15 protein-coding genes are annotated in these 17724 nt (G+C 44.5%); 10 read left to right on the forward strand and 5 right to left on the reverse strand.

Going from position 1 to position 17724, the window contains the following annotated elements:
• Positions 1 to 107: 107 nt before the first annotated feature.
• Positions 108 to 1535: a protein adenylyltransferase SelO family protein gene (locus QUA24_RS24700; protein WP_333232834.1), complete on the reverse strand. Its 1428-nt coding sequence runs from the start codon at positions 1533 to 1535 to the stop codon at positions 108 to 110.
• A gap of 285 nt (positions 1536 to 1820) precedes the next feature.
• Positions 1821 to 4307: a GH116 family glycosyl hydrolase gene (locus QUA24_RS24705; protein WP_333232836.1), complete on the reverse strand. Its 2487-nt coding sequence runs from the start codon at positions 4305 to 4307 to the stop codon at positions 1821 to 1823.
• A gap of 99 nt (positions 4308 to 4406) precedes the next feature.
• Between QUA24_RS24705 and QUA24_RS24710 the strand changes: the two genes are divergently transcribed.
• Together QUA24_RS24710 and QUA24_RS24715 are read left to right on the forward strand one after the other, a co-directional pair.
• Positions 4407 to 5462, forward strand: coding sequence for a DUF262 domain-containing protein (locus QUA24_RS24710; protein ID WP_333232838.1), 1056 nt, complete (start codon positions 4407 to 4409; stop codon positions 5460 to 5462).
• Between the two features lie 23 nt (positions 5463 to 5485).
• A complete protein-coding gene (locus tag QUA24_RS24715; protein WP_333232839.1) occupies positions 5486 to 6469 on the forward strand; it encodes a hypothetical protein in 984 nt (327 codons plus the stop codon).
• Positions 6470 to 6497: 28 nt separating this feature from the next.
• On the opposite strand, the gene QUA24_RS24720 is transcribed toward QUA24_RS24715, so the two are convergent.
• The gene (locus tag QUA24_RS24720; RefSeq protein ID WP_333232841.1) at positions 6498 to 7055 is read right to left on the reverse strand and encodes a gamma carbonic anhydrase family protein; all 558 of its coding nucleotides are present in this window, start codon (positions 7053 to 7055) and stop codon (positions 6498 to 6500) included.
• 106 nt (positions 7056 to 7161) lie between these two features.
• On the opposite strand from QUA24_RS24720, the gene QUA24_RS24725 reads away from it, so the two are divergent.
• The 6 genes from QUA24_RS24725 to QUA24_RS24750 all read left to right on the forward strand — a co-directional run bounded on the left by QUA24_RS24725 (position 7162) and on the right by QUA24_RS24750 (position 12968).
• Positions 7162 to 7671, forward strand: a complete 510-nt coding sequence (locus tag QUA24_RS24725) for a TIGR02652 family protein (RefSeq protein WP_006631343.1) — start codon at positions 7162 to 7164, stop codon at positions 7669 to 7671.
• Positions 7672 to 7865: 194 nt separating this feature from the next.
• Positions 7866 to 8300 carry a VOC family protein gene (locus QUA24_RS24730; RefSeq protein WP_333232843.1) on the forward strand — a complete coding sequence of 145 codons (435 nt, stop codon included), beginning with the start codon at positions 7866 to 7868 and terminating at the stop codon, positions 8298 to 8300.
• A gap of 217 nt (positions 8301 to 8517) precedes the next feature.
• Entirely contained in the window at positions 8518 to 10494 is a 1977-nt protein-coding gene (locus tag QUA24_RS24735) for a heavy metal translocating P-type ATPase (RefSeq protein WP_333232844.1), read from the forward strand.
• Positions 10495 to 10564: 70 nt separating this feature from the next.
• Positions 10565 to 11485, forward strand: coding sequence for a vitamin K epoxide reductase family protein (locus tag QUA24_RS24740; protein WP_333232845.1), 921 nt, complete (start codon positions 10565 to 10567; stop codon positions 11483 to 11485).
• On the forward strand, positions 11482 to 11622 hold the full coding sequence (locus QUA24_RS24745; protein WP_333232847.1) for a hypothetical protein: 141 nt from the start codon (positions 11482 to 11484) through the stop codon (positions 11620 to 11622). The genes QUA24_RS24740 and QUA24_RS24745 overlap by 4 nt, the downstream gene beginning before the upstream one ends.
• Before the next feature lie 41 nt (positions 11623 to 11663).
• Complete coding sequence (locus QUA24_RS24750; protein WP_333232848.1) at positions 11664 to 12968, forward strand: Nramp family divalent metal transporter; 1305 nt, start codon at positions 11664 to 11666, stop codon at positions 12966 to 12968.
• Between the two features lie 88 nt (positions 12969 to 13056).
• Here the strand turns inward: QUA24_RS24750 and ctpB are convergent, their stop codons facing one another.
• Positions 13057 to 14376: a carboxyl-terminal processing protease CtpB gene (gene ctpB, locus QUA24_RS24755; RefSeq protein ID WP_333232850.1), complete on the reverse strand. Its 1320-nt coding sequence runs from the start codon at positions 14374 to 14376 to the stop codon at positions 13057 to 13059.
• Between the two features lie 196 nt (positions 14377 to 14572).
• Between ctpB and QUA24_RS24760 the strand changes: the two genes are divergently transcribed.
• Entirely contained in the window at positions 14573 to 15418 is an 846-nt protein-coding gene (locus tag QUA24_RS24760; protein WP_333232852.1) for a hypothetical protein, read from the forward strand.
• A gap of 187 nt (positions 15419 to 15605) precedes the next feature.
• On the opposite strand, the gene QUA24_RS24765 is transcribed toward QUA24_RS24760, so the two are convergent.
• Positions 15606 to 16175, reverse strand: a complete 570-nt coding sequence (locus QUA24_RS24765; RefSeq protein ID WP_333232854.1) for a pseudouridine synthase — start codon at positions 16173 to 16175, stop codon at positions 15606 to 15608.
• A gap of 213 nt (positions 16176 to 16388) precedes the next feature.
• On the opposite strand from QUA24_RS24765, the gene wecB reads away from it, so the two are divergent.
• A complete protein-coding gene (gene wecB, locus QUA24_RS24770; RefSeq protein ID WP_333232856.1) occupies positions 16389 to 17501 on the forward strand; it encodes a non-hydrolyzing UDP-N-acetylglucosamine 2-epimerase in 1113 nt (370 codons plus the stop codon).
• The last annotated feature ends 223 nt before the right edge of the window (positions 17502 to 17724 follow it).

Here is a 17724-nt window from a genome sequence, read left to right on the forward strand (position 1 = left end):
GCAAATCAGTTCGTTGTCATCTTACAATTTTATTCTTGAAGCTTTATTCTATGCAGCTTCATATTAAATTGGTATAACAGTCAACAATGCCCCCTGCCCAATTCCCTTTAAGAGTTTTGAAGTCTCTTTACCAACTCATAAAACGGTTCCCAATTATCCTCAATAGCTATGGACTCCCAAACAGCCTCAATTGTCGGTCTCAAGAGCGATTGTTCGGGATTGTGCTTCCGCAACCTGTCCGCCATTTGATCCATATCATCCGTAGACAAACTTTGCAAAACGTGATAATAAAACTGTCGCCAAGGTGCTATCAAGTCGGCTGGTTCCGCCTCAGCAAAAATTAGACTAGCATCATCTCGCCAAGTGCGATCGAACTGCCTTCGCAATTCCCAAAAGAAATCGTGATACTCAACTTGAGAATCCGCCAGCATTTTAATTGTCAGCTTCAACAACTCATCTCCCTCCGCCTCTGGCAAATCCTCAAATCCCAATCTATTTAGCATTAACTGCCGATAAGCTGCATTATAATAATCGCCAAACTTTGCCAAACCCGCATCCATATCAGCTTGAGGAATCGCCGCTGCTAGCGGTTCCTGGAGCTTCTCTAAATTGTCCCTACAAATCAACGGTTGATTTCCGTAACAATAAAGACCCGAATAGTCAAAATAAGCTGCGGTAAATTCCGGCTTGTAAGTTGGGATAAAAGCGAAAGGCCCGTAATCGAAACTTTCTCCCGTAATCGACATATTATCAGTATTCAGCACGGCATGGCAAAATCCTGCTGCCATCCACTGAGCAACTAATTCAGCTACTCGCTGGACTAAATCTGCATAAAATAGCGCATATTTGTCCGGGGCAGAAAAACTAGCTTTGCTTGCTTCTAAATGCAGTTCTGGATAGTAATATTCAATAACAAAATCTAAAAGTTTTTTAGTTAAATCCGGGCGGCGGATATAGTGCAACCTTTCAAAAGTTCCAAACCGAATGTGAGAATGACTGAAACGCACCATTACGGACGATCGTGTCGGAGATGGTTCGTCGCCCCGCCACAAAGCATCCCCAGTTTCAACTAAACTAAAACAGCGAGATGTCCGCACTCCCAATCGGTGCAAAGCTTCGGCGGCTAAAACTTCGCGAATTCCCCCTTTGAGAGTAAGTCTACCGTCACCGCCCCGCGAGTAGGGAGTGCGGCCGGAACCTTTAGTGCCGAAGTCGTAAAGTCTGCCATCAGTGCCGCGAACTTGGCCGTATAAGAAGCCTCTACCGTCACCTAAATTGGGGTTATATGCGTTGAATTGATAGCCGTGATAGCGGAGTGCGAGAAAGGGACGGACGCAGTGAAATTTGCCGAACGCTTCGATGAAATGTTGGTCGGTTACTTGCGCGGGATCTAAACCCAATGTTGGCAATAATTGGTCATTGCGGAAGCGGAGAATATGCTGCGGAAAGTCGGCTGCGGGGACTTCATCAAAATAGTCGCCGCCGAGGGATTCGAGGGCTGGTTCGTAGTTGAGGGAAAGCAAAGGATTTGACATTTTTCTATTTTATCTTGAAATTGGCGATCGCTCCAAATTATATACAAGTAAGGTGCGGACTGCATTGGTGTCAACAATTGCCTCAGACCCTTTTTCTCTCTCGTTTATAGCCGAGTTCGATGCCCTCACATCTCCGGGCTTTTTCATGCTCAAATTTTAGCCAAGCTGAAGTTTGAGCATGAAAAATTAATGTCTTCCTCGAAGAGAAAAAGTTTTTACGGTCAATTTTATTGATAGTTGAATTAACCGTTTTCCTTGCTAAAAAGCGATTTTAAGGCTTGAATTTTAGTCAGATTCACCAGCTAATATACCAATTCCCTCTTTAAAACTGGTCAACACCCCGTAAATTGCCCAAATAGCCATCGCCCGCAAATAGTGACTAGCGCGAAAAGTTCCCCCCGCCGTAATCGCTTCCGGCGTCCGAAACTGCAACCCATTTTCATAAATCTGCTTCACCACCGCATCCGTCAATTTAAATGCTTTCTCCTCCATCCCCATCTGTACCAAAAAAGCAGCCAACCCAAAATTAATCCCTGTCCAAACTTCCAAAGGATGAGTCGCATTCGGATTTTCCGGCGAACCATTCAGCATTACCCCATTCGCCGCACCGAACTCCCCATCGTTGAACTTCAAAAAGCAAGAATCGTACACAGTTTCTAAAGCACTGACTGCACATTCGGGCGGTACAATATCCGGCAATCCTAACAGTTTCGCGTAAAATTGACCGCAGAGTTGGTCTGTCATCACCACTTCGGAATTACTCTCGCTGTCCAAACGGTAATATTGACCGTTCCACAATTTTTCTTGATAGCTCGGTCTTGCTTGTAGCAGCCAACTGTGATATAATGCTATTTTTGCTTGAGGGTTAGGAATTATCTCCGGTGCTGCATCTTCCAAGATTTCACCGATCGCGATCGCAGCCTCCAGCGCCGCCAACCACAAACCCCCGCAATACGCACTGATTCCCCGCATTTGCCAATCATCAAACGTCTGATCCGGTGCTCCAGAATTCTCAGGAATTCCGTCCCCATCCTCATCAAAAGTTTTCAGATAAGCCAAAGCCTCAACAATTGCCGGCCAACACTCTTGCAGAAACTCACAATCTGTGCCGCCAGTCAACAGGAAATCCCGATAAACCTGCAACACAAAATCGCAAGGCAAATCCTTCCACAAATTGCAATCTTGATAGCTAGTATAATTCGTTTTCTCCCAAGGATGTTCGTTAGGAGCACCCAAATCGTGCGGCGTTGCACCGACAGCTTTTCTAATAGCCGAAGCTTGATTCCAGCCAATAATTCTCGGCGTATCGTCTCCTGCAGAAATTGCCCTAGCGAAGGCTAAAACCACCGACTTTTCCAAATCCGGCCACAGCATCAACAAAGCAAAAGAACCGTAAAGCCGCACGTCTAAACTTTCATACCAGCGGTAATCAATGCACTCCAAAACCGCAAATTGACCCTTCGGATCGCGTTCGTCAGCCGCACTCCAAAGAGTACCGCCATCTGTCAGGGCGTATAACTCGTTAAACAGCGCCATTTTAAAACTGTCTGACAAATCTTTCCGTTCTAAAATGGGTTTTTGCCAAGCTTCAATATTTTCGCGCCAAGTATCCGAATGCTTCATTGCAGTGCGAATAATCGGCCAAGCATTTTTGCCGTTGCGGCCGAAGAAATCCGTATAGCGGCGATAGTACCAAACTCCCGATGCAAACTCAGTAACGGGCAAATCCCAAGCTATAATAAAGGGGATTTTGCGAGTTTTTCCCGGTCGAATAGTAAAGCGAACTGCGATCGCACAAGCCAACTGTTCTCCGGCGGCTGCGGCTGTCTCATCTTTGTCATCCAACAAGAAACCCTCAGCAGAAAAGTTGCGCCAAATATCGTCCCCATTCCCCGCCGGGTTCCAACGAGTTTGATAGAATACTTCTACCGCCGGATTAGTAATAGTTGCGATCGCCCATTGTCCATCCCCCTCTTGCGGTTCGTCCTCAGCAGTCAACCGCGTCATCACGCAACCTATCCGGTGAAAATCTTCCACCAACAAATTCAAATTTCCGGCACTTTCTCCCCACCGGGGTTGATAGTCATAAAATGGACTACCATCATCTCGCACCATCACTTCCGGCGACTTATTGGCATTAGTAAACCAACCGACAATATTCTCCCAAGTCAGCATTATGCTGAGAGTAATCGGCGCATCTGTAGGATTGTGCGCCACCCATTCAAACATGGCTACTGGGTAACTGCTTTCCTGATAATTGTTCGGCAAAATTGGCGAAAATTGCTCGCAGCTTAATTGAGCCTCAAATACATTTTCGTAAACATACCAACTGCGCGGATACAAAGCATGATAACTCCCCGAAGAATTAGACTCTTCCCCGGTTCTTTCTTCTTCTTCCCTTCTTCCTTCTTCCTTCTTCCTTCTTCCTTCCGATGGATACCATTTCCAACTAGATAAACTGCCATCGGTAGGCGGTTCAGTGGAAAGTGCGAAAGCTTGTTTTTTGCCTTGAGTTTCTTCAAAAACGCTGAACTGACAAGCTGGCAAACTGCGAAAAATGTGCTCGCCGCCGTCAATGTGCCAGAGGTTAAAGTCGCCGCGGGACGATCGCCCGATGCAGCCGGCACCGAACCCGCCCAAAGGCATTCCGTGCCAGGGGCCGTCGTCGAGATTGCTTGCGTAGCGGACTGTATAGGGATTCTCCCAACCGAGGCCGATGGGACGTTTCCAGGTGTGCGGGGGGATGTTTGGATTGGATGTGCGATCGTTCATGATTTATTTTTATAAGCAAAGGCGATCGGCGCAATTCCGGCAGAGCCTTAATAGTATATAATCGAAATTAACAGTTTACCCTACTGCGGAACAAATCAGATGAGTCGAGCCATTAATTTTCAAACTGTTTCTTGGTTTTGGGATCTCTACACAAGACATCTGCTTGATCTGGAGCCACCTTATCAAAGACGCAGTGTTTGGAATCAAGAATATAAAGACTTTTTCATTGATACTGTACTTAATGGATATCCTGCCCCTGCTATCTTTTTGTATCAAGAAATTACCTCGGCAGGCATATCTAAGTATAGTGTTATTGATGGCAAACAAAGGTTATCCACTTTATTTGAGTTTGCTGATAATAAATTCCCTGTAAGTGAAACAGCAACTATTACAAGACTTAGAGGAGAATTTTTTAAAAATTTAGACAATGAGGTAAAACAAAACTTTTGGAAATATCAGTTTGCTGTTGAATATGTGCCATCCAATGATGAAGGAATCATCAATTCTATATTTAACCGCCTTAACCGTAATGTGAGTAAATTAACACCTCAAGAATTGCGTCATGCAAGGTTCAATGGCGCATTTATAACTACTGTAGAAGATTTAACTGACTGGATGGCTTCAATTCTGCCACCCAATTTTCCCTCAATTCCTGCAAGAGACAGAAAACAAATGAAAGATGTAGAGTTTGTGACTCTACTTTTACTTTTTCTAGAAGAAGGAGTTAAATCCTATCGTCAGGATGATTTGGATAAAGCTTTTAACGATCGAGATTTAGCTTGGGAGGATAAAGACGAAATAGAAGCTGAATTTAAACAAGTTATTCACTTAATAAAAAAGTTGTTGGATAGCTCGCCGGAAAATATAAACTTATGTAAGACAAAACTCAAAAATCAAGCTGATTTTTATTCGTTTTTTAGTGCAATTGCAGAACTCAATCGTGAAAAATTATTAAAAAATATAAATGCCGATGTCTGCCAGAGAATTTACGAATTGATGGAATCAGTAAAATCTCCTGAATTAGCAATGATAACTCATGAATCTCAAGCCTATTATGAGGCCATTACAACTTCCTTGGGTTCATCAGGAATTGAAAAAACTAAAACTCGAATTAATATCTTAAAAGCAGTAATTTTAGGAAATACTAATTCGTAATAAATCGGTAAAGTATCTAATTTATGATATATCCTTCTATTTTAGACCGCCAATATGAACAATATCTTCCTTTTGTCGAAGATGTTGCGCTGCGAGTCAGACAAACCATGCTAAATTTTTGTGACACCAACGGATATGCCTTTACTTGGAGGATTAAAACTATTGAGTCTTTAGCAGAAAAAATTGAGACAGGTAGATTTAAAAAATGGTCGGAACTAGATGACTTATTTGGTTGTACAGTCATTATCCCAAATTTATCACAAGAACAACAGGTAATTAAATTTTGCCAAGAGACTTTTCAGGTGGCTAAAACAGTAAAAAGAGGACAGAATAAAAAATCTCCAGATACTTTTAAATTTGATTCAACTAGAATTTCTGCTCGTTTAAAAAGCGTAGAGGATACAAATATCGATAATTTATTAAGTAGTTTTAATGTAATGTTTGAAATTCAAATAAAAAGTGCTTTTGAACACGCCTGGGCTGTTTCCACCCACGATTTGGTTTATAAAAGTTCGGGAATTGACTGGAAGAAACTCCGTTTAGCTGCACAAATAAAAGCGATTGTTGAACAGCTAGATACAATGATTCTGGCATTTGAACAAATATCTCCTTATATACAAGAAAGCGACTATCCTGAAATCAAAAGAAAATGTCAAATAGCTGCTGCTACTCTAGAGCTATTTGAGCTAAACAAAATTCCAGAAGAACTTAAGCCAAAAGATATGACCCGTTTTTGCGATAATTTATATGGTATTCTTATCAGCGCTAAGAAAGAGGACAAAGTTCAAGAGGTTATTAAGTCTATTAAAACTAAAATTAATGAAACTCCCAGCAAGCAAATTCCCCGAAGTATCTCCCTCTTACAGTATTTTTTGGCTATTTTAGTAGAAGCAGAAATTATTATCTTGCCTTTAAACAAGTATTATTTTCACATAACATCAGAATTGCTTGCGCTTTATCCAATTTTTCAGGATAGCGTGGATTTGATTTTTGAATACGAGCTTTAACTGTTGCATAAATCCTGCCTAAAAAACCTCATTCCTTCACCTCAGCAAATCCCAAATCAGAACCTTTTCCCGCGTGAACCAAAGCCAACTTTTCGTAACGCTTAGCGTGTTGCACCAACTCCGCAGCTTCTTCCTCAGAGACATCTCGCAGGCGTTTGGCAGGCACTCCCGCAACTAGCGTATGAGGGGGAACATCCTTGGTGACAACCGCCCCTGCACCGACGATCGAGCCTTTTCCCACCCTCACTCCATCGAGGACGATCGCCCCAATCCCGATCAGGCAGCCCCGTTCAATGTAAGCTGAGTGAATCACGGCTCGGTGTCCGACTGTGACGAAATCTTCCAAAACAGTCGGTTTCCCAGGATCGCCGTGCAGAATTGCTCCATCTTGGATATTGGTACTTGAGCCGATCGCAATTCGCTCTACATCCGCCCGCACCACCGCCCCGTACCAGATACTAGCGCCCGCTGCCACCTCTACCCTGCCGATGACAACAGCGCCTTCAGCGACAAAAGCCGCTTGGGATAGATCAGGCAAGGGCCAATAGGAAGAAAGTGCAGGCAGAGATTCGTTGAGATTGCTCATTTGTTGGTCGATCGTTATACTTCTAGCAGATTAGCTGGTTGTTGATACGGGATATAATAAAAGTATTTGGCACTTTTGCAGAGAAAATATGCTGGGACGCAAATAAATGATTGAAGTTGCCTTGCAATACCCGATGTTTGGCCCGGAAATTCAGTGTCCCCACTGTCGCCAAACAATTCCGGCTTTAACGCTAACGGATACCTATTTGTGTCCGCGTCACGGGGCATTTGAGGCAGATCCAAAAACGGGGGAACTGGTTCACCTTCAGTCTGGGCGGCACTGGCGCCGCTGGGAGAATGAATGGTATCGCCAGCACACGCACCCGGACGGGATTCGGTTTGAAATTCACGAAGCGCTCGATCGACTCTATACTCAAGGCTACCGAGCAACTCGCGTGATCGTTGCTCAACGCTATCGCGACTTAATCAGCGCTTATTTGGAACGCAGCACGCCTTGGCGCGGCCAGTCGGAATCGCCACGGCCGAGGCTGTACGGTTTGCCTGTGGATTTTAGCCCCGATCCTCAAGAGGACCCTTGCTGGGAAGTGATTAATTTTGATTTGGAAAAAGAGCCGGGAGTTCCGATTAGATATCCCTATTTTCGGTTGTTTGAATAAGTGAAGGAAGAATGAAGAGGGAAGAAGGAAGAAGGAAGAGGGAAGAGGGAAGAAGGCTCTATTGCTTTCGCGCTAAAGATGCGACCATTTTTAATTACGAATTACGAATTTACCCTCTAAAATCTAAAATCCCCAGCCGGAATTCCTACTTCCCTTCTAAAATCTAAAATCTAAAATCTAAAATCTAAAATTGAATGCACCACGCCTCGATTCGCACTGCTAACATTCACCGGGCGATCGCCTTTTACGAACAGTTGGGATTTACTGTGAGCGATCGCTTTACTACAGGTTACACCCTAGCCTGTTGGATGGAAGGTCTCAACGGACGCATAGAACTAATTCAAATCCCGGAACCCAAACCCGCACCGGATGCTTTCGGAGACGAGCATTATGTTGGATATTATCATTTATCTTTTGATTTAACGGAGGCGACAACTGACTTGCCTAGCTGGTTGCAGTGTCTGAAAGAACGGTTTGAGGAAGCTGCTACAGACCAACCAAACCAGTTTCAAGCTTTGAAAGTTTTATTAGAACCGACTCAACAGGCGATCGGGCAAAATGTTTACGAAGTAGCTTTTATTGCCGATACAGACGGTTTGCCCTTAGAATTTATCCGGCGGCTTAATTAGTTAATCACTAACGACTATGGATAATCATTCTCTCTCTCAATCAGAAACTGAGAATAGTTATTATTCTTAATACCTCATAATGTTCCCTACCAACTTAACAATATTTTTATAAAATCTACTAGATTTTGAGTTAAAAATCTAGTAGATTTTATTTTTGACTCTATAATATGAATATCTGTTCATACTATAATCTGTCAGAAAAAACCTAGGAAAAACCATGCAAAAAGCCAAATCGAGCGATTCTGGCTGCTGTAGTCACGACTACCACCACGATCGCAGCCATGAGAATCATAACCACGAACACGACCACAACCACGACCACGGAGATTTTAACCTGAATCAAGAATTGATTCCTGTGATATTGGTTGTTGTACTGTTTATCGGAGGTTTAATTTTTGAAGAACAACTCCACAACACGCCCTATTCTATAGGTGAATATCTGGTTTTCATCCCCGCCTATCTTTTAAGCGGATGGAATGTTTTAACCATTGCGGGGCGCAATATTCTGCGAGGTCGATTTTTTGATGAAAATTTCTTAATGACTATAGCAACACTCGGCGCTGTCGCTATTCACAAACTCCCTGAAGCAGTCGGTGTGATGTTGTTTTTCAAAATCGGAGAACTTTTTCAAGAATTTGCGATCGGGCGATCGCGTCAATCAATTCGATCGCTTTTAGAAATTCGCCCAGACAGCGCCAACCTCAAGCAAAATGGCGACATCAAAAAAGTTTCGCCCGAAACCGTAGCCGTCGGCGATATCATCCTAGTCAAACCGGGAGAAAAGATTCCCTTAGACGGCGAAATTATCGACGGAAACTCTCAAATTGACACCTCAGCACTAACCGGAGAATCAGTACCTCGAACCGTGAAAGTTGGAGAAACAGTTTTAGCAGGAACAATTAACCAGACAGGAGTTCTCACCGTCAAAGTTACCAAACTATTCGGCGAATCTTCAATCTCCCGAATTCTGGAATTAGTAGAAAATGCCAGAAGCAAAAAAGCTGAAACTGAGAAATTTATCACTAAATTTGCTAGCTACTACACGCCGTTTGTAGTATTTGCATCCCTAGCAGTGGCTTTAATTCCGCCTTTGTTCATTTCAGGAGCAACTAATGCAGACAGATTTTTGTGGGTTTACCGCGCCTTAGTCTTGTTAGTTATTTCCTGCCCTTGCGGATTGGTAATTAGCATTCCTCTGGGATACTTCGGGGGAATTGGCGGTGCAGCCAAGCGCGGTATTTTGGTTAAAGGCTCGACTTTTTTAGATACTCTGACAGCAGTCAAGACAGTTGTTCTGGACAAAACAGGAACTCTGACAAAAGGAGTTTTTAAAGTAGCACAAATTGTGCCTAGCAATGGCTTTTCCCAAACAGAGTTAATGGCAATAGCGGCTAAAGTAGAATCTCAATCCAATCACCCAGTCGCAAAATCTATTCTGGAAGCTTACGGCGGCCAAATAGATTCATCGGATGTGAAAGATTACGAAGAAATAGCGGGACACGGCATCCGAGCCAAAGTAAATAATCAAATTGTGCTGGCGGGAAATGACCGTTTGCTGCACCGAGAAAACATTGCTCGCGATGTCTGCAATGCTGAAGGTACTGTCGTCCATTTAGCGGTAGACAACAGCTACGCTGGCTACATTTTAATTGCTGACGAGCTTAAGGAAGACGCAGTACAGGCTATTCGCGACCTCAAAAAATTAGGTGTTGAGGGCATCGTGATGCTAACAGGAGATAATCAAGCTGTAGCCGATAGTGTTGCGAAAAAGCTCGGTTTAGATTCCTATTTAGCCGAGTTATTACCCGAAGGAAAAGTCGAGGCGATCGAAAAACTAATCGGCGAATCTAGGAAAGGCGATAAAATTGTTTTTGTCGGGGATGGAATTAATGATGCACCCGTGCTTGCTAGGGCTGATGTGGGCATAGCGATGGGGGGTTTGGGCTCCGATGCGGCGATCGAAACTGCCGATGTTGTAATTATGTCAGATGCACCGTCAAAGGTGGCTGAAGCAATCCAAATTGCCCGAAAAACTCACAATATTGTCTGGCAAAATATCATTTTTGCCATGTTAGTCAAAGGTATATTTATTGCTTTGGGTGCTTTTGGGTTAGCGACAATGTGGGAGGCAGTTTTTGCCGATGTTGGGGTGGCTTTAGCAGCTATTTTCAATGCGACTAGAGTTTTGAAATAGAGTGTTCGCAGGGCGGGCCTTGCCCAACTTACGCCACAATTGAAACATACATTTTGAGGTCAAAAATACTATGCGTCGTCAACGTTCTCAGCCCTGGATTCACCGCTATTCTCGTCCCATCACGGCAGGAATTGCCTCAATAGGGGCTGCGATTACTGCCTATCTAACAGTGGTCAAGTTATCCAACGGAACGGCAGTTTGTCCGATCGAAGGCTGCGATATCGTGCTTTCGAGTCCCTATGCCTATGTCTTTGGTTTGCCTCTTTCTTTGTTCGGTTTTTTGGGCTATTTGAGCATGATAGTTTTTGCCGTAGCTCCCCTACTTGTTAATCCCGCAGAACAGAAGAGTCTCCGCTCTAAGTTAGAGTCTTGGACGGGACTATTTCTGTTTGCTGGTAGCACGGCTATGACGATTTTTAGTGGCTATCTGATGTATGTACTGGCTGTTGATATCAAAGCAGCTTGTATTTACTGTATTGCCTCTGCTTTATTTGCAACTAGCTTGTTTTTCTTAGCATTAATCGGTCGCGAATGGGATGATATCGGGCAACTATTTTTTATAGGAATTCTGGTGTCTATGTTAGTGCTGATTTCCTCTCTGGCTCTTTATGCTGATGTGAATAATCTCGGTACAGCTAAGGAGACTAGCATGAATACCACAACATCTTCCGGTACTTCGGAAATTGCTTTAGCCCGACATTTAAAAAGAGTGGAAGCTAAAATGTACGGTTCTTTTACCTGCGATCACTGTCAGATGCAAAAGGAAAGTTTTGGCAAAGAAGCGGCTCGCATTATCAATTATATCGAGTGCAATCCGCAAGGGAAAAATGCTCGCCGCGATCTTTGCGAAGCTGCCAAGATTCAGGGTACTCCTACTTGGGAAATTAATGGTAAGTTTTACCCAGGGCAAAAATCTTTGCAGGAGTTAGCTGATTTATCAGGTTATCAGGGAACTCGCGAATTTAAAAACCTCTCAAATCAGGAACGGTGACAAGAGTGATTTTTGGCGATCGACCTCATCATAGTCGATCGCGCACCTCGGTTCAGGCTCAAAATATACACAACTTAATATATACGGTGACTCTGCCGGATTTCGATCCGACTGATGAAATTCCGCTATCTTTGTGAGATTATGAAAAGAATATGAAAATTATTTAACGGTAAAACCAATGACTGACCCCGAAAACAGACCCAGCCTTCCTGAAGTCCACCGCAGCATCCCCGTTCCCAACAGCAAAGGTTTCTGGCGTACGATGCTGGCTTACGCAGGGCCTGGATATTTGGTTTCAGTGGGTTACATGGATCCCGGAAACTGGGCGACTGATTTAGCGGGGGGAGCAAAGTTTGGCTATACGCTATTAAGTGTGATTTTGCTATCTAATTTGATGGCAATTTTGCTTCAATCACTCTGCGTGCGTTTAGGAGTGGTAACGGGACGAGATTTGGCACAAGCTTGTCGAGATTATTTCAGTCCGCGAGTTAGTTTTTTGCTGTGGATACTTTGTGAAATTGCTATTTCGGCTTGCGATTTAGCGGAACTTATTGGTAGTGCGATCGGACTGCAATTGCTATTTGGCATTCCCTTAGTTTGGGGTGTGTGCATCACTGCGCTAGATGTGATAATGGTGTTATTTTTACAAGGGAAAGGCTTTCGTTATATCGAAGCTTTGGTGATTACGATTATTGCAATTATTGGCGGTTGTTTTATTGCCGAAATATTTTTTGCCAAACCAGATGCCGGAGAAGTTTTACTCGGTTATGTTCCGAAGTTAGAGATTTTGCAAAATCAGGGAATGCTTTATATTGCGGTTGGTATTTTAGGGGCAACTGTGATGCCGCACAATCTTTACTTGCATTCGTCGATCGTGCAAACTCGTGCTTGGCAAGAAACCTCCGAGAAAAAATGGGAAGCAATTAAATTTGGCACAATTGATTCTACCGTAGCGCTGTCAATAGCTTTGTTTATTAATTCAGCAATTCTGATATTGTCTGCTGCAACATTTCACTTTTCTGGCTATCAAGAAGTAGCTGAAATTCAAGATGCTTACAAACTCCTTTCTCCGGTACTGGGGGTGAGTTATGCTAGTGCAATTTTTGCCTTTGCTTTATTAGCTTCGGGGCAGAATTCAACCTTGACTGCAACTCTAGCAGGACAGATTGTGATGGAAGGGTTTCTAAATTTTCGACTGCGACCTTGGTTGCGCCGCTTGCTGACTCGACTGATTGCAATTGTGCCGGCTTTGATCGTAATTATCTTGTTTGGGGAAGGTAGTACAACTAATTTACTGGTTTTCAGTCAAGTGATTCTCAGTTTGCAATTACCGTTTGCAGTAATTCCCTTGGTAATGTTTACCTCAAACCGCAACTTAATGGGAGAGTTTGTGAATCCATTTTGGCTGAAAGCCTTAGCTTGGTTAGTGGCTAGTATTATAGTAGGATTAAATAGTTGGCTGTTATTACAAACCATTTTCTAGCAATCGGAAGCTAAATAAAACTACAAAAATAAAACCCGCCGGCGCGGGTTTCATCTTAAAGCTAATTGTTAATAAGTGCTAATTTCAACTACTTCTTAGGAACAAGAACCTCATTAGCGGCCACGGGACGCGCCGAGGAAGCAGTAGTTTTCAAAAGTGCGATCGCCTGCGCGTAGCAAGGATCATCCTTAGTCGCAACCAACATCGGTTTGTTAGCTAATTTCAGCTTTTGTTCGTCGGTGATTTCCACCTTAACATCAGGAGTAACCCCCTTGTGGCTGATATCCGTACCGTTAGGAGTATAGTAGTGAGCGATCGTCACCGCCAATCCCGAACCGTCAGCCAAAGAATGCACCGACTGCACCAAAGCTTTGCCAAAAGTTTGGCCGCCCATCACAGTTGCGCGCTTGTTGTCCTTCAGAGCACCGGCCAAAATCTCGCTGGCGCTGGCTGAGTTGTCGTCCACGAGCACCACCAAAGGCTTGTCAGTGAGCGCAGTGCGATTTGCCTTCATTTCCTGAGAATCGCCCGCCCGATCGACTGTGCGGACGATCGCCCCTGTATCCATCCACATCCGAGCGATATCAATGCTCACTCGCAGCAACCCGCCGGGATTCCCCCGCAAATCCAACACAAAAGCGTCAGCTTTCTGAGCCGAGAGCTTTTTAATCGCCGCCTCCATTTGTTCGCCCGCGTGGGAGCTAAACTCTTGTAAACGGATGTAACCGACTTTCTTACCGCCTTCATTCTTGAGGCTGTAGCGAACCGCTGCTACCTCAATTCTCGCCCGAGTCAGAGTGATATCAAACTCGCTTTTGCCCTCACGAGCAATCCGCAGCGTTACTTTCGTACCTTCGTCGCCCCGAATTACCTGAGCCGCATCCGAGACAGTCATGCCTTTGGTAGTTTTGCCGTCAATCACCAAAATCGTATCGCCCGCTAGAATCCCTGCCTTCAGGGCCGGGGAATTTTCCATCGGCTCGACTACCCTAATCGCTTTTGTTTTCTCGTCTTCTTCCAGCCTCATCCCCACCCCTGTCAGTTCCCCAGACGTTTGATTCGTCAGCGCTTCGTACTGCTTCGGGTCCATGAAGCGCGTGTAGGGGTCGTTTAATTTCTCTAGGGCTTTGCGGAGGGCGGTGTAGGCAGCTTCGCGAGAAGTATAATTTTTGCTCAGCAGTTCTTGGCGGGTTACTTGCCAGTCAGTCTTGTTAAAGCTGCCATCAACATAGTCTCGGTTCACAATTTGCCAAGCTTCGTCTAAGACAGCTTTGGGGCTATCTTGAAGCTCAGCGCGCACTGATTGACTCAGGCCGGGAACGAGCAAAGATATCGAAGCGGTTGTTGCCATTGCCCCACTGAACAGGGCTGCCTGTAATTTAGAAAAGCGTCTGCGGGCTTGATTCATTGAATTTGGCTCAATTCGATTTTAGATTTTTGATTTGAGATTTTATATTGCTAAAAAATCTCACACTACTACTTAAACTATTGTGCGGAGGCTCCACCATCCCTTTGGACAGTTTAACGAGATTCATAGTCGATCGCCAACCAATTATTACTCTCTTTCAATAAACTTAATTTAAAACTTGGATTTATAAAGTGCCGTGGAAGCTAAAATCGAACAATTTTCGCGTAAGTGGTTGAGCCTGCTCGTTAATGGAGCTATCGGTCTAGCAGCGCTGGCGGGGGTTGTCGCCATGCAGTCTAGCCGGGAGTTAGGCGCAATGTCCCCAGTTGGCGTTCAGGGGCAAAAGCCGGTGTCTGCAATGTCTGCTGCCAGTTTCAAGCAAGCCGCACAGCAAGAAGCGCAGCAAGAAGCCCTGCGGCTAAAAATGCTCAAAACTATCCCTAGTTTTGGGTTTGACAATTTAATTGCAGATTGGACATTTCTCAAATTTTTGCAATATTTTGGCGACGACGAAGCGCGAGATGTGACGGGCTATAATCTCAGCCAAGATTATTTTGACATAGTTACGCAGCGCGACCCGCGGTGGGTTGACATCTACCTGTTTCTTTCCACAGCTATTTCTTTTTATCAAGGAAAGCCTGAAACCGCTGTTAACTTTATAGAGCGTGGTACTAGAGCCCTTGCCGTTTCGCCGCAACTTCATTCCCAATCGTGGATAGTGTGGCGAACTAAAGGTATTGATGAGTTGCTGCTGTTGGGGGATATTCCCGACTCAATTCGCTCTCACGAAATGGCCGCTGATTGGGTGGAAGGAAGCCCGGAATGGTCGAAATTGGCGCCGATGTTTCGAGCCACTGCTGAGTATTTGCGCCGAGATCCCGATAGCGTGCCGGTGCGGTTTAATGCTTGGAGCACGGTTTATGCTCAAACAACTGATAAGTTGGTGCGTCAAAGGGCGAGACAAGCTCTTGTCAAGTTGGGAGCTCAGGTGCAAAAAGATCAGGATGGAAACGAGAGTTTTATTTTGCCCCCTCGAAAGTAAGCAGAAGGAAGTTCGGCAACGGATTCTGTAACGGATGTAACGGATGTAACGGATGTAACAGATTTCAGTCCGATGGAAGTCGGAAGAAGGAAGAAGGGAAATGCAGTCGCAGTAATACTTTCAGATATCAAGAAGGTCCTAAATGTCAAGGCGGTTGACTGTAATTCCCCAATCTAAAATCTAAAATCTAAAATCTCACATCGGCTTGAGTTAGTTCCCGCCATTCACCGGGTTGGAGGCCTTCGAGACGCAAATGCCCGATCGCACATCTGACCAGCCGCAGTGTCGGAAACCCTACTGCTGCGGTCATCCGGCGCACTTGGCGGTTGCGGCCTTCTGTGAGAGTCATTTCCAGCCAAGCTGTCGGCACGTTTTTGCGAAATCTAATCGGCGGTTCGCGGGGCGGCAAAGGTGGTTCTTCTAACAATAATTGCACTTTTGCCGATCGAGTCCGATAATCTTGAATTGTGACACCTGTCTGCAAAGCTGAGATCGCACTTGCATCGGGAATTCGTTCAACTTGCACCCAGTAAGTGCGGGGATGAGCGAATTTCGGGTCACTGAGGCGGTGCTGCATTTGTCCATCATCGGTTAGCAGCAACAAACCTTCACTATCGCGATCGAGCCTTCCTACTGCATAAATGTTAGGAATAGGAATATAGTCTTTGAGAGTGCTGCGTTTAGTTTCGCTGGAGTTGTCAGTGAATTGAGTTAAAACATCGTAGGGTTTATAAAATAGAATGTAGCGATAAGGCATGACAATTAAACAATAAAAATGTACCAACAGTGCGAGATAAAATTATATAACACCCTCAATAAACCCCTTCCTCTCTATCTTTTCTCCCTCCTCTGCGCCCTCTGCGCCCTCTGCGGTTCCCAAAAAAATAAATCTTGTTAACCAACGATTCAAATTTGCTATAAAATATTGAGCCTTTAAAACCCTCACCAATCTCAACTACCCAATTTTACCATGCCCGAAGCCACACACCGCGTTTGCATCGTATTAGGAACTCGCCCGGAAGCGATTAAACTCGCCCCAGTAATTCAACTATTCAAAAGTTCTCCAACCTTTGAAACCCAAGTAATTTTAACCGGTCAGCACCGAGAAATGGTCGAACAAGTAATGCAAATGTTCGATCTAAAAGCCGATCGGGATTTAGCAATTATGCAGCACCAGCAAACCTTGACAGATATTACATCCCGGAGTTTGCAGGGTTTGGAAGCATTGTTTAAAGAATTGCAGCCCCACATAGTCTTAGTTCAGGGCGATACAACGACAGCATTTGCCGCTGCTTTGGCTGCATTTTATCAAAAAATACCCGTAGGTCACGTAGAAGCCGGATTGCGGACAGACGACGTGTTCAATCCTTACCCCGAAGAGGCTAACCGACGGTTGATATCTCAGCTCACAAGGCTGCATTTTGCCCCGACAGAGCTGGCCCAAGAGAATTTAGGGCGATCGGGCGTCTTGGGAGAAATTCACCGTACAGGCAACACAGTAATCGATGCCTTGCTTTCTGTCGCCAAACGCGAACCAGAATGCAACATTCCTAACTTAGAGTGGAGCAAATATCGCACTATCTTAGCAACAGTTCACCGCCGCGAAAATTGGGGAGAGCCCTTACAAGGAATTGCTCACGCATTTCTCCAAATCTTAGATAAATTTCCCGACACAGCCTTGCTGCTACCACTACACCGAAACCCCACTGTTCGAGAACCTTTGCAAGCTTTTTTGGGCGACAATCCGAGAGTCTTTTTAACTGAACCTTTAGATTACGCAGAATTAGTAGGAGCCATTCAAAGATGTCATTTAATTTTAACAGATTCGGGGGGCTTGCAAGAAGAAGCACCTAGTTTGGGCAAGCCAGTTCTAGTATTACGAGAAACAACAGAAAGACCAGAAGCAATTTCCGCAGGAACCGCTAAACTTGTAGGTACAAATTCTGATAAAATTTTCTCGGCAGCGGCAGAATTGCTCAGCAATTCCGAAGCATACAACGCAATGGCAATGGCAATTAACCCCTTTGGTGACGGTTTGGCGGCTTCGCGGATTTTGAAAATTGTTGAGGAGTATTTTAGTTAACTACTCCATCGCGAGTTGGGCGGTTGAAACCGTAATTAAACAAACAAAGTCCCCGCAGAGGGGGACTAATTCCTGTTAAAAAAACTCGGTTTTTACCTCCCTTCCCGAATTACCAATCCCCACCGCCACCCCCACTACTAGAGTCACTATAGCAATCCTAAATGATTTTCTCTATTTAGCTCAATCCTAAATGATTTTTTCTGTGTAAGTATATTGACGTATT

The sequence above is a fragment of the Microcoleus sp. Pol12B5 genome (assembly GCF_036701335.1).
Taxonomy (GTDB): Bacteria; Cyanobacteriota; Cyanobacteriia; order Cyanobacteriales; family Microcoleaceae; genus Microcoleus.

Coding starts and splice junctions, on each gene's coding strand:
- QUA24_RS24700 (WP_333232834.1), bottom strand. CDS start 1,535: ATGTCAAATCCTTTGCTTTCCCTCAACTACGAACCAGCCCTCGAATCC.
- QUA24_RS24705 (WP_333232836.1), bottom strand. CDS start 4,307: ATGAACGATCGCACATCCAATCCAAACATCCCCCCGCACACCTGGAAA.
- QUA24_RS24710 (WP_333232838.1), top strand. CDS start 4,407: ATGAGTCGAGCCATTAATTTTCAAACTGTTTCTTGGTTTTGGGATCTC.
- QUA24_RS24715 (WP_333232839.1), top strand. CDS start 5,486: ATGATATATCCTTCTATTTTAGACCGCCAATATGAACAATATCTTCCT.
- QUA24_RS24720 (WP_333232841.1), bottom strand. CDS start 7,055: ATGAGCAATCTCAACGAATCTCTGCCTGCACTTTCTTCCTATTGGCCC.
- QUA24_RS24725 (WP_006631343.1), top strand. CDS start 7,162: ATGATTGAAGTTGCCTTGCAATACCCGATGTTTGGCCCGGAAATTCAG.
- QUA24_RS24730 (WP_333232843.1), top strand. CDS start 7,866: ATGCACCACGCCTCGATTCGCACTGCTAACATTCACCGGGCGATCGCC.
- QUA24_RS24735 (WP_333232844.1), top strand. CDS start 8,518: ATGCAAAAAGCCAAATCGAGCGATTCTGGCTGCTGTAGTCACGACTAC.
- QUA24_RS24740 (WP_333232845.1), top strand. CDS start 10,565: ATGCGTCGTCAACGTTCTCAGCCCTGGATTCACCGCTATTCTCGTCCC.
- QUA24_RS24750 (WP_333232848.1), top strand. CDS start 11,664: ATGACTGACCCCGAAAACAGACCCAGCCTTCCTGAAGTCCACCGCAGC.
- ctpB (WP_333232850.1), bottom strand. CDS start 14,376: ATGAATCAAGCCCGCAGACGCTTTTCTAAATTACAGGCAGCCCTGTTC.
- QUA24_RS24765 (WP_333232854.1), bottom strand. CDS start 16,175: ATGCCTTATCGCTACATTCTATTTTATAAACCCTACGATGTTTTAACT.
- wecB (WP_333232856.1), top strand. CDS start 16,389: ATGCCCGAAGCCACACACCGCGTTTGCATCGTATTAGGAACTCGCCCG.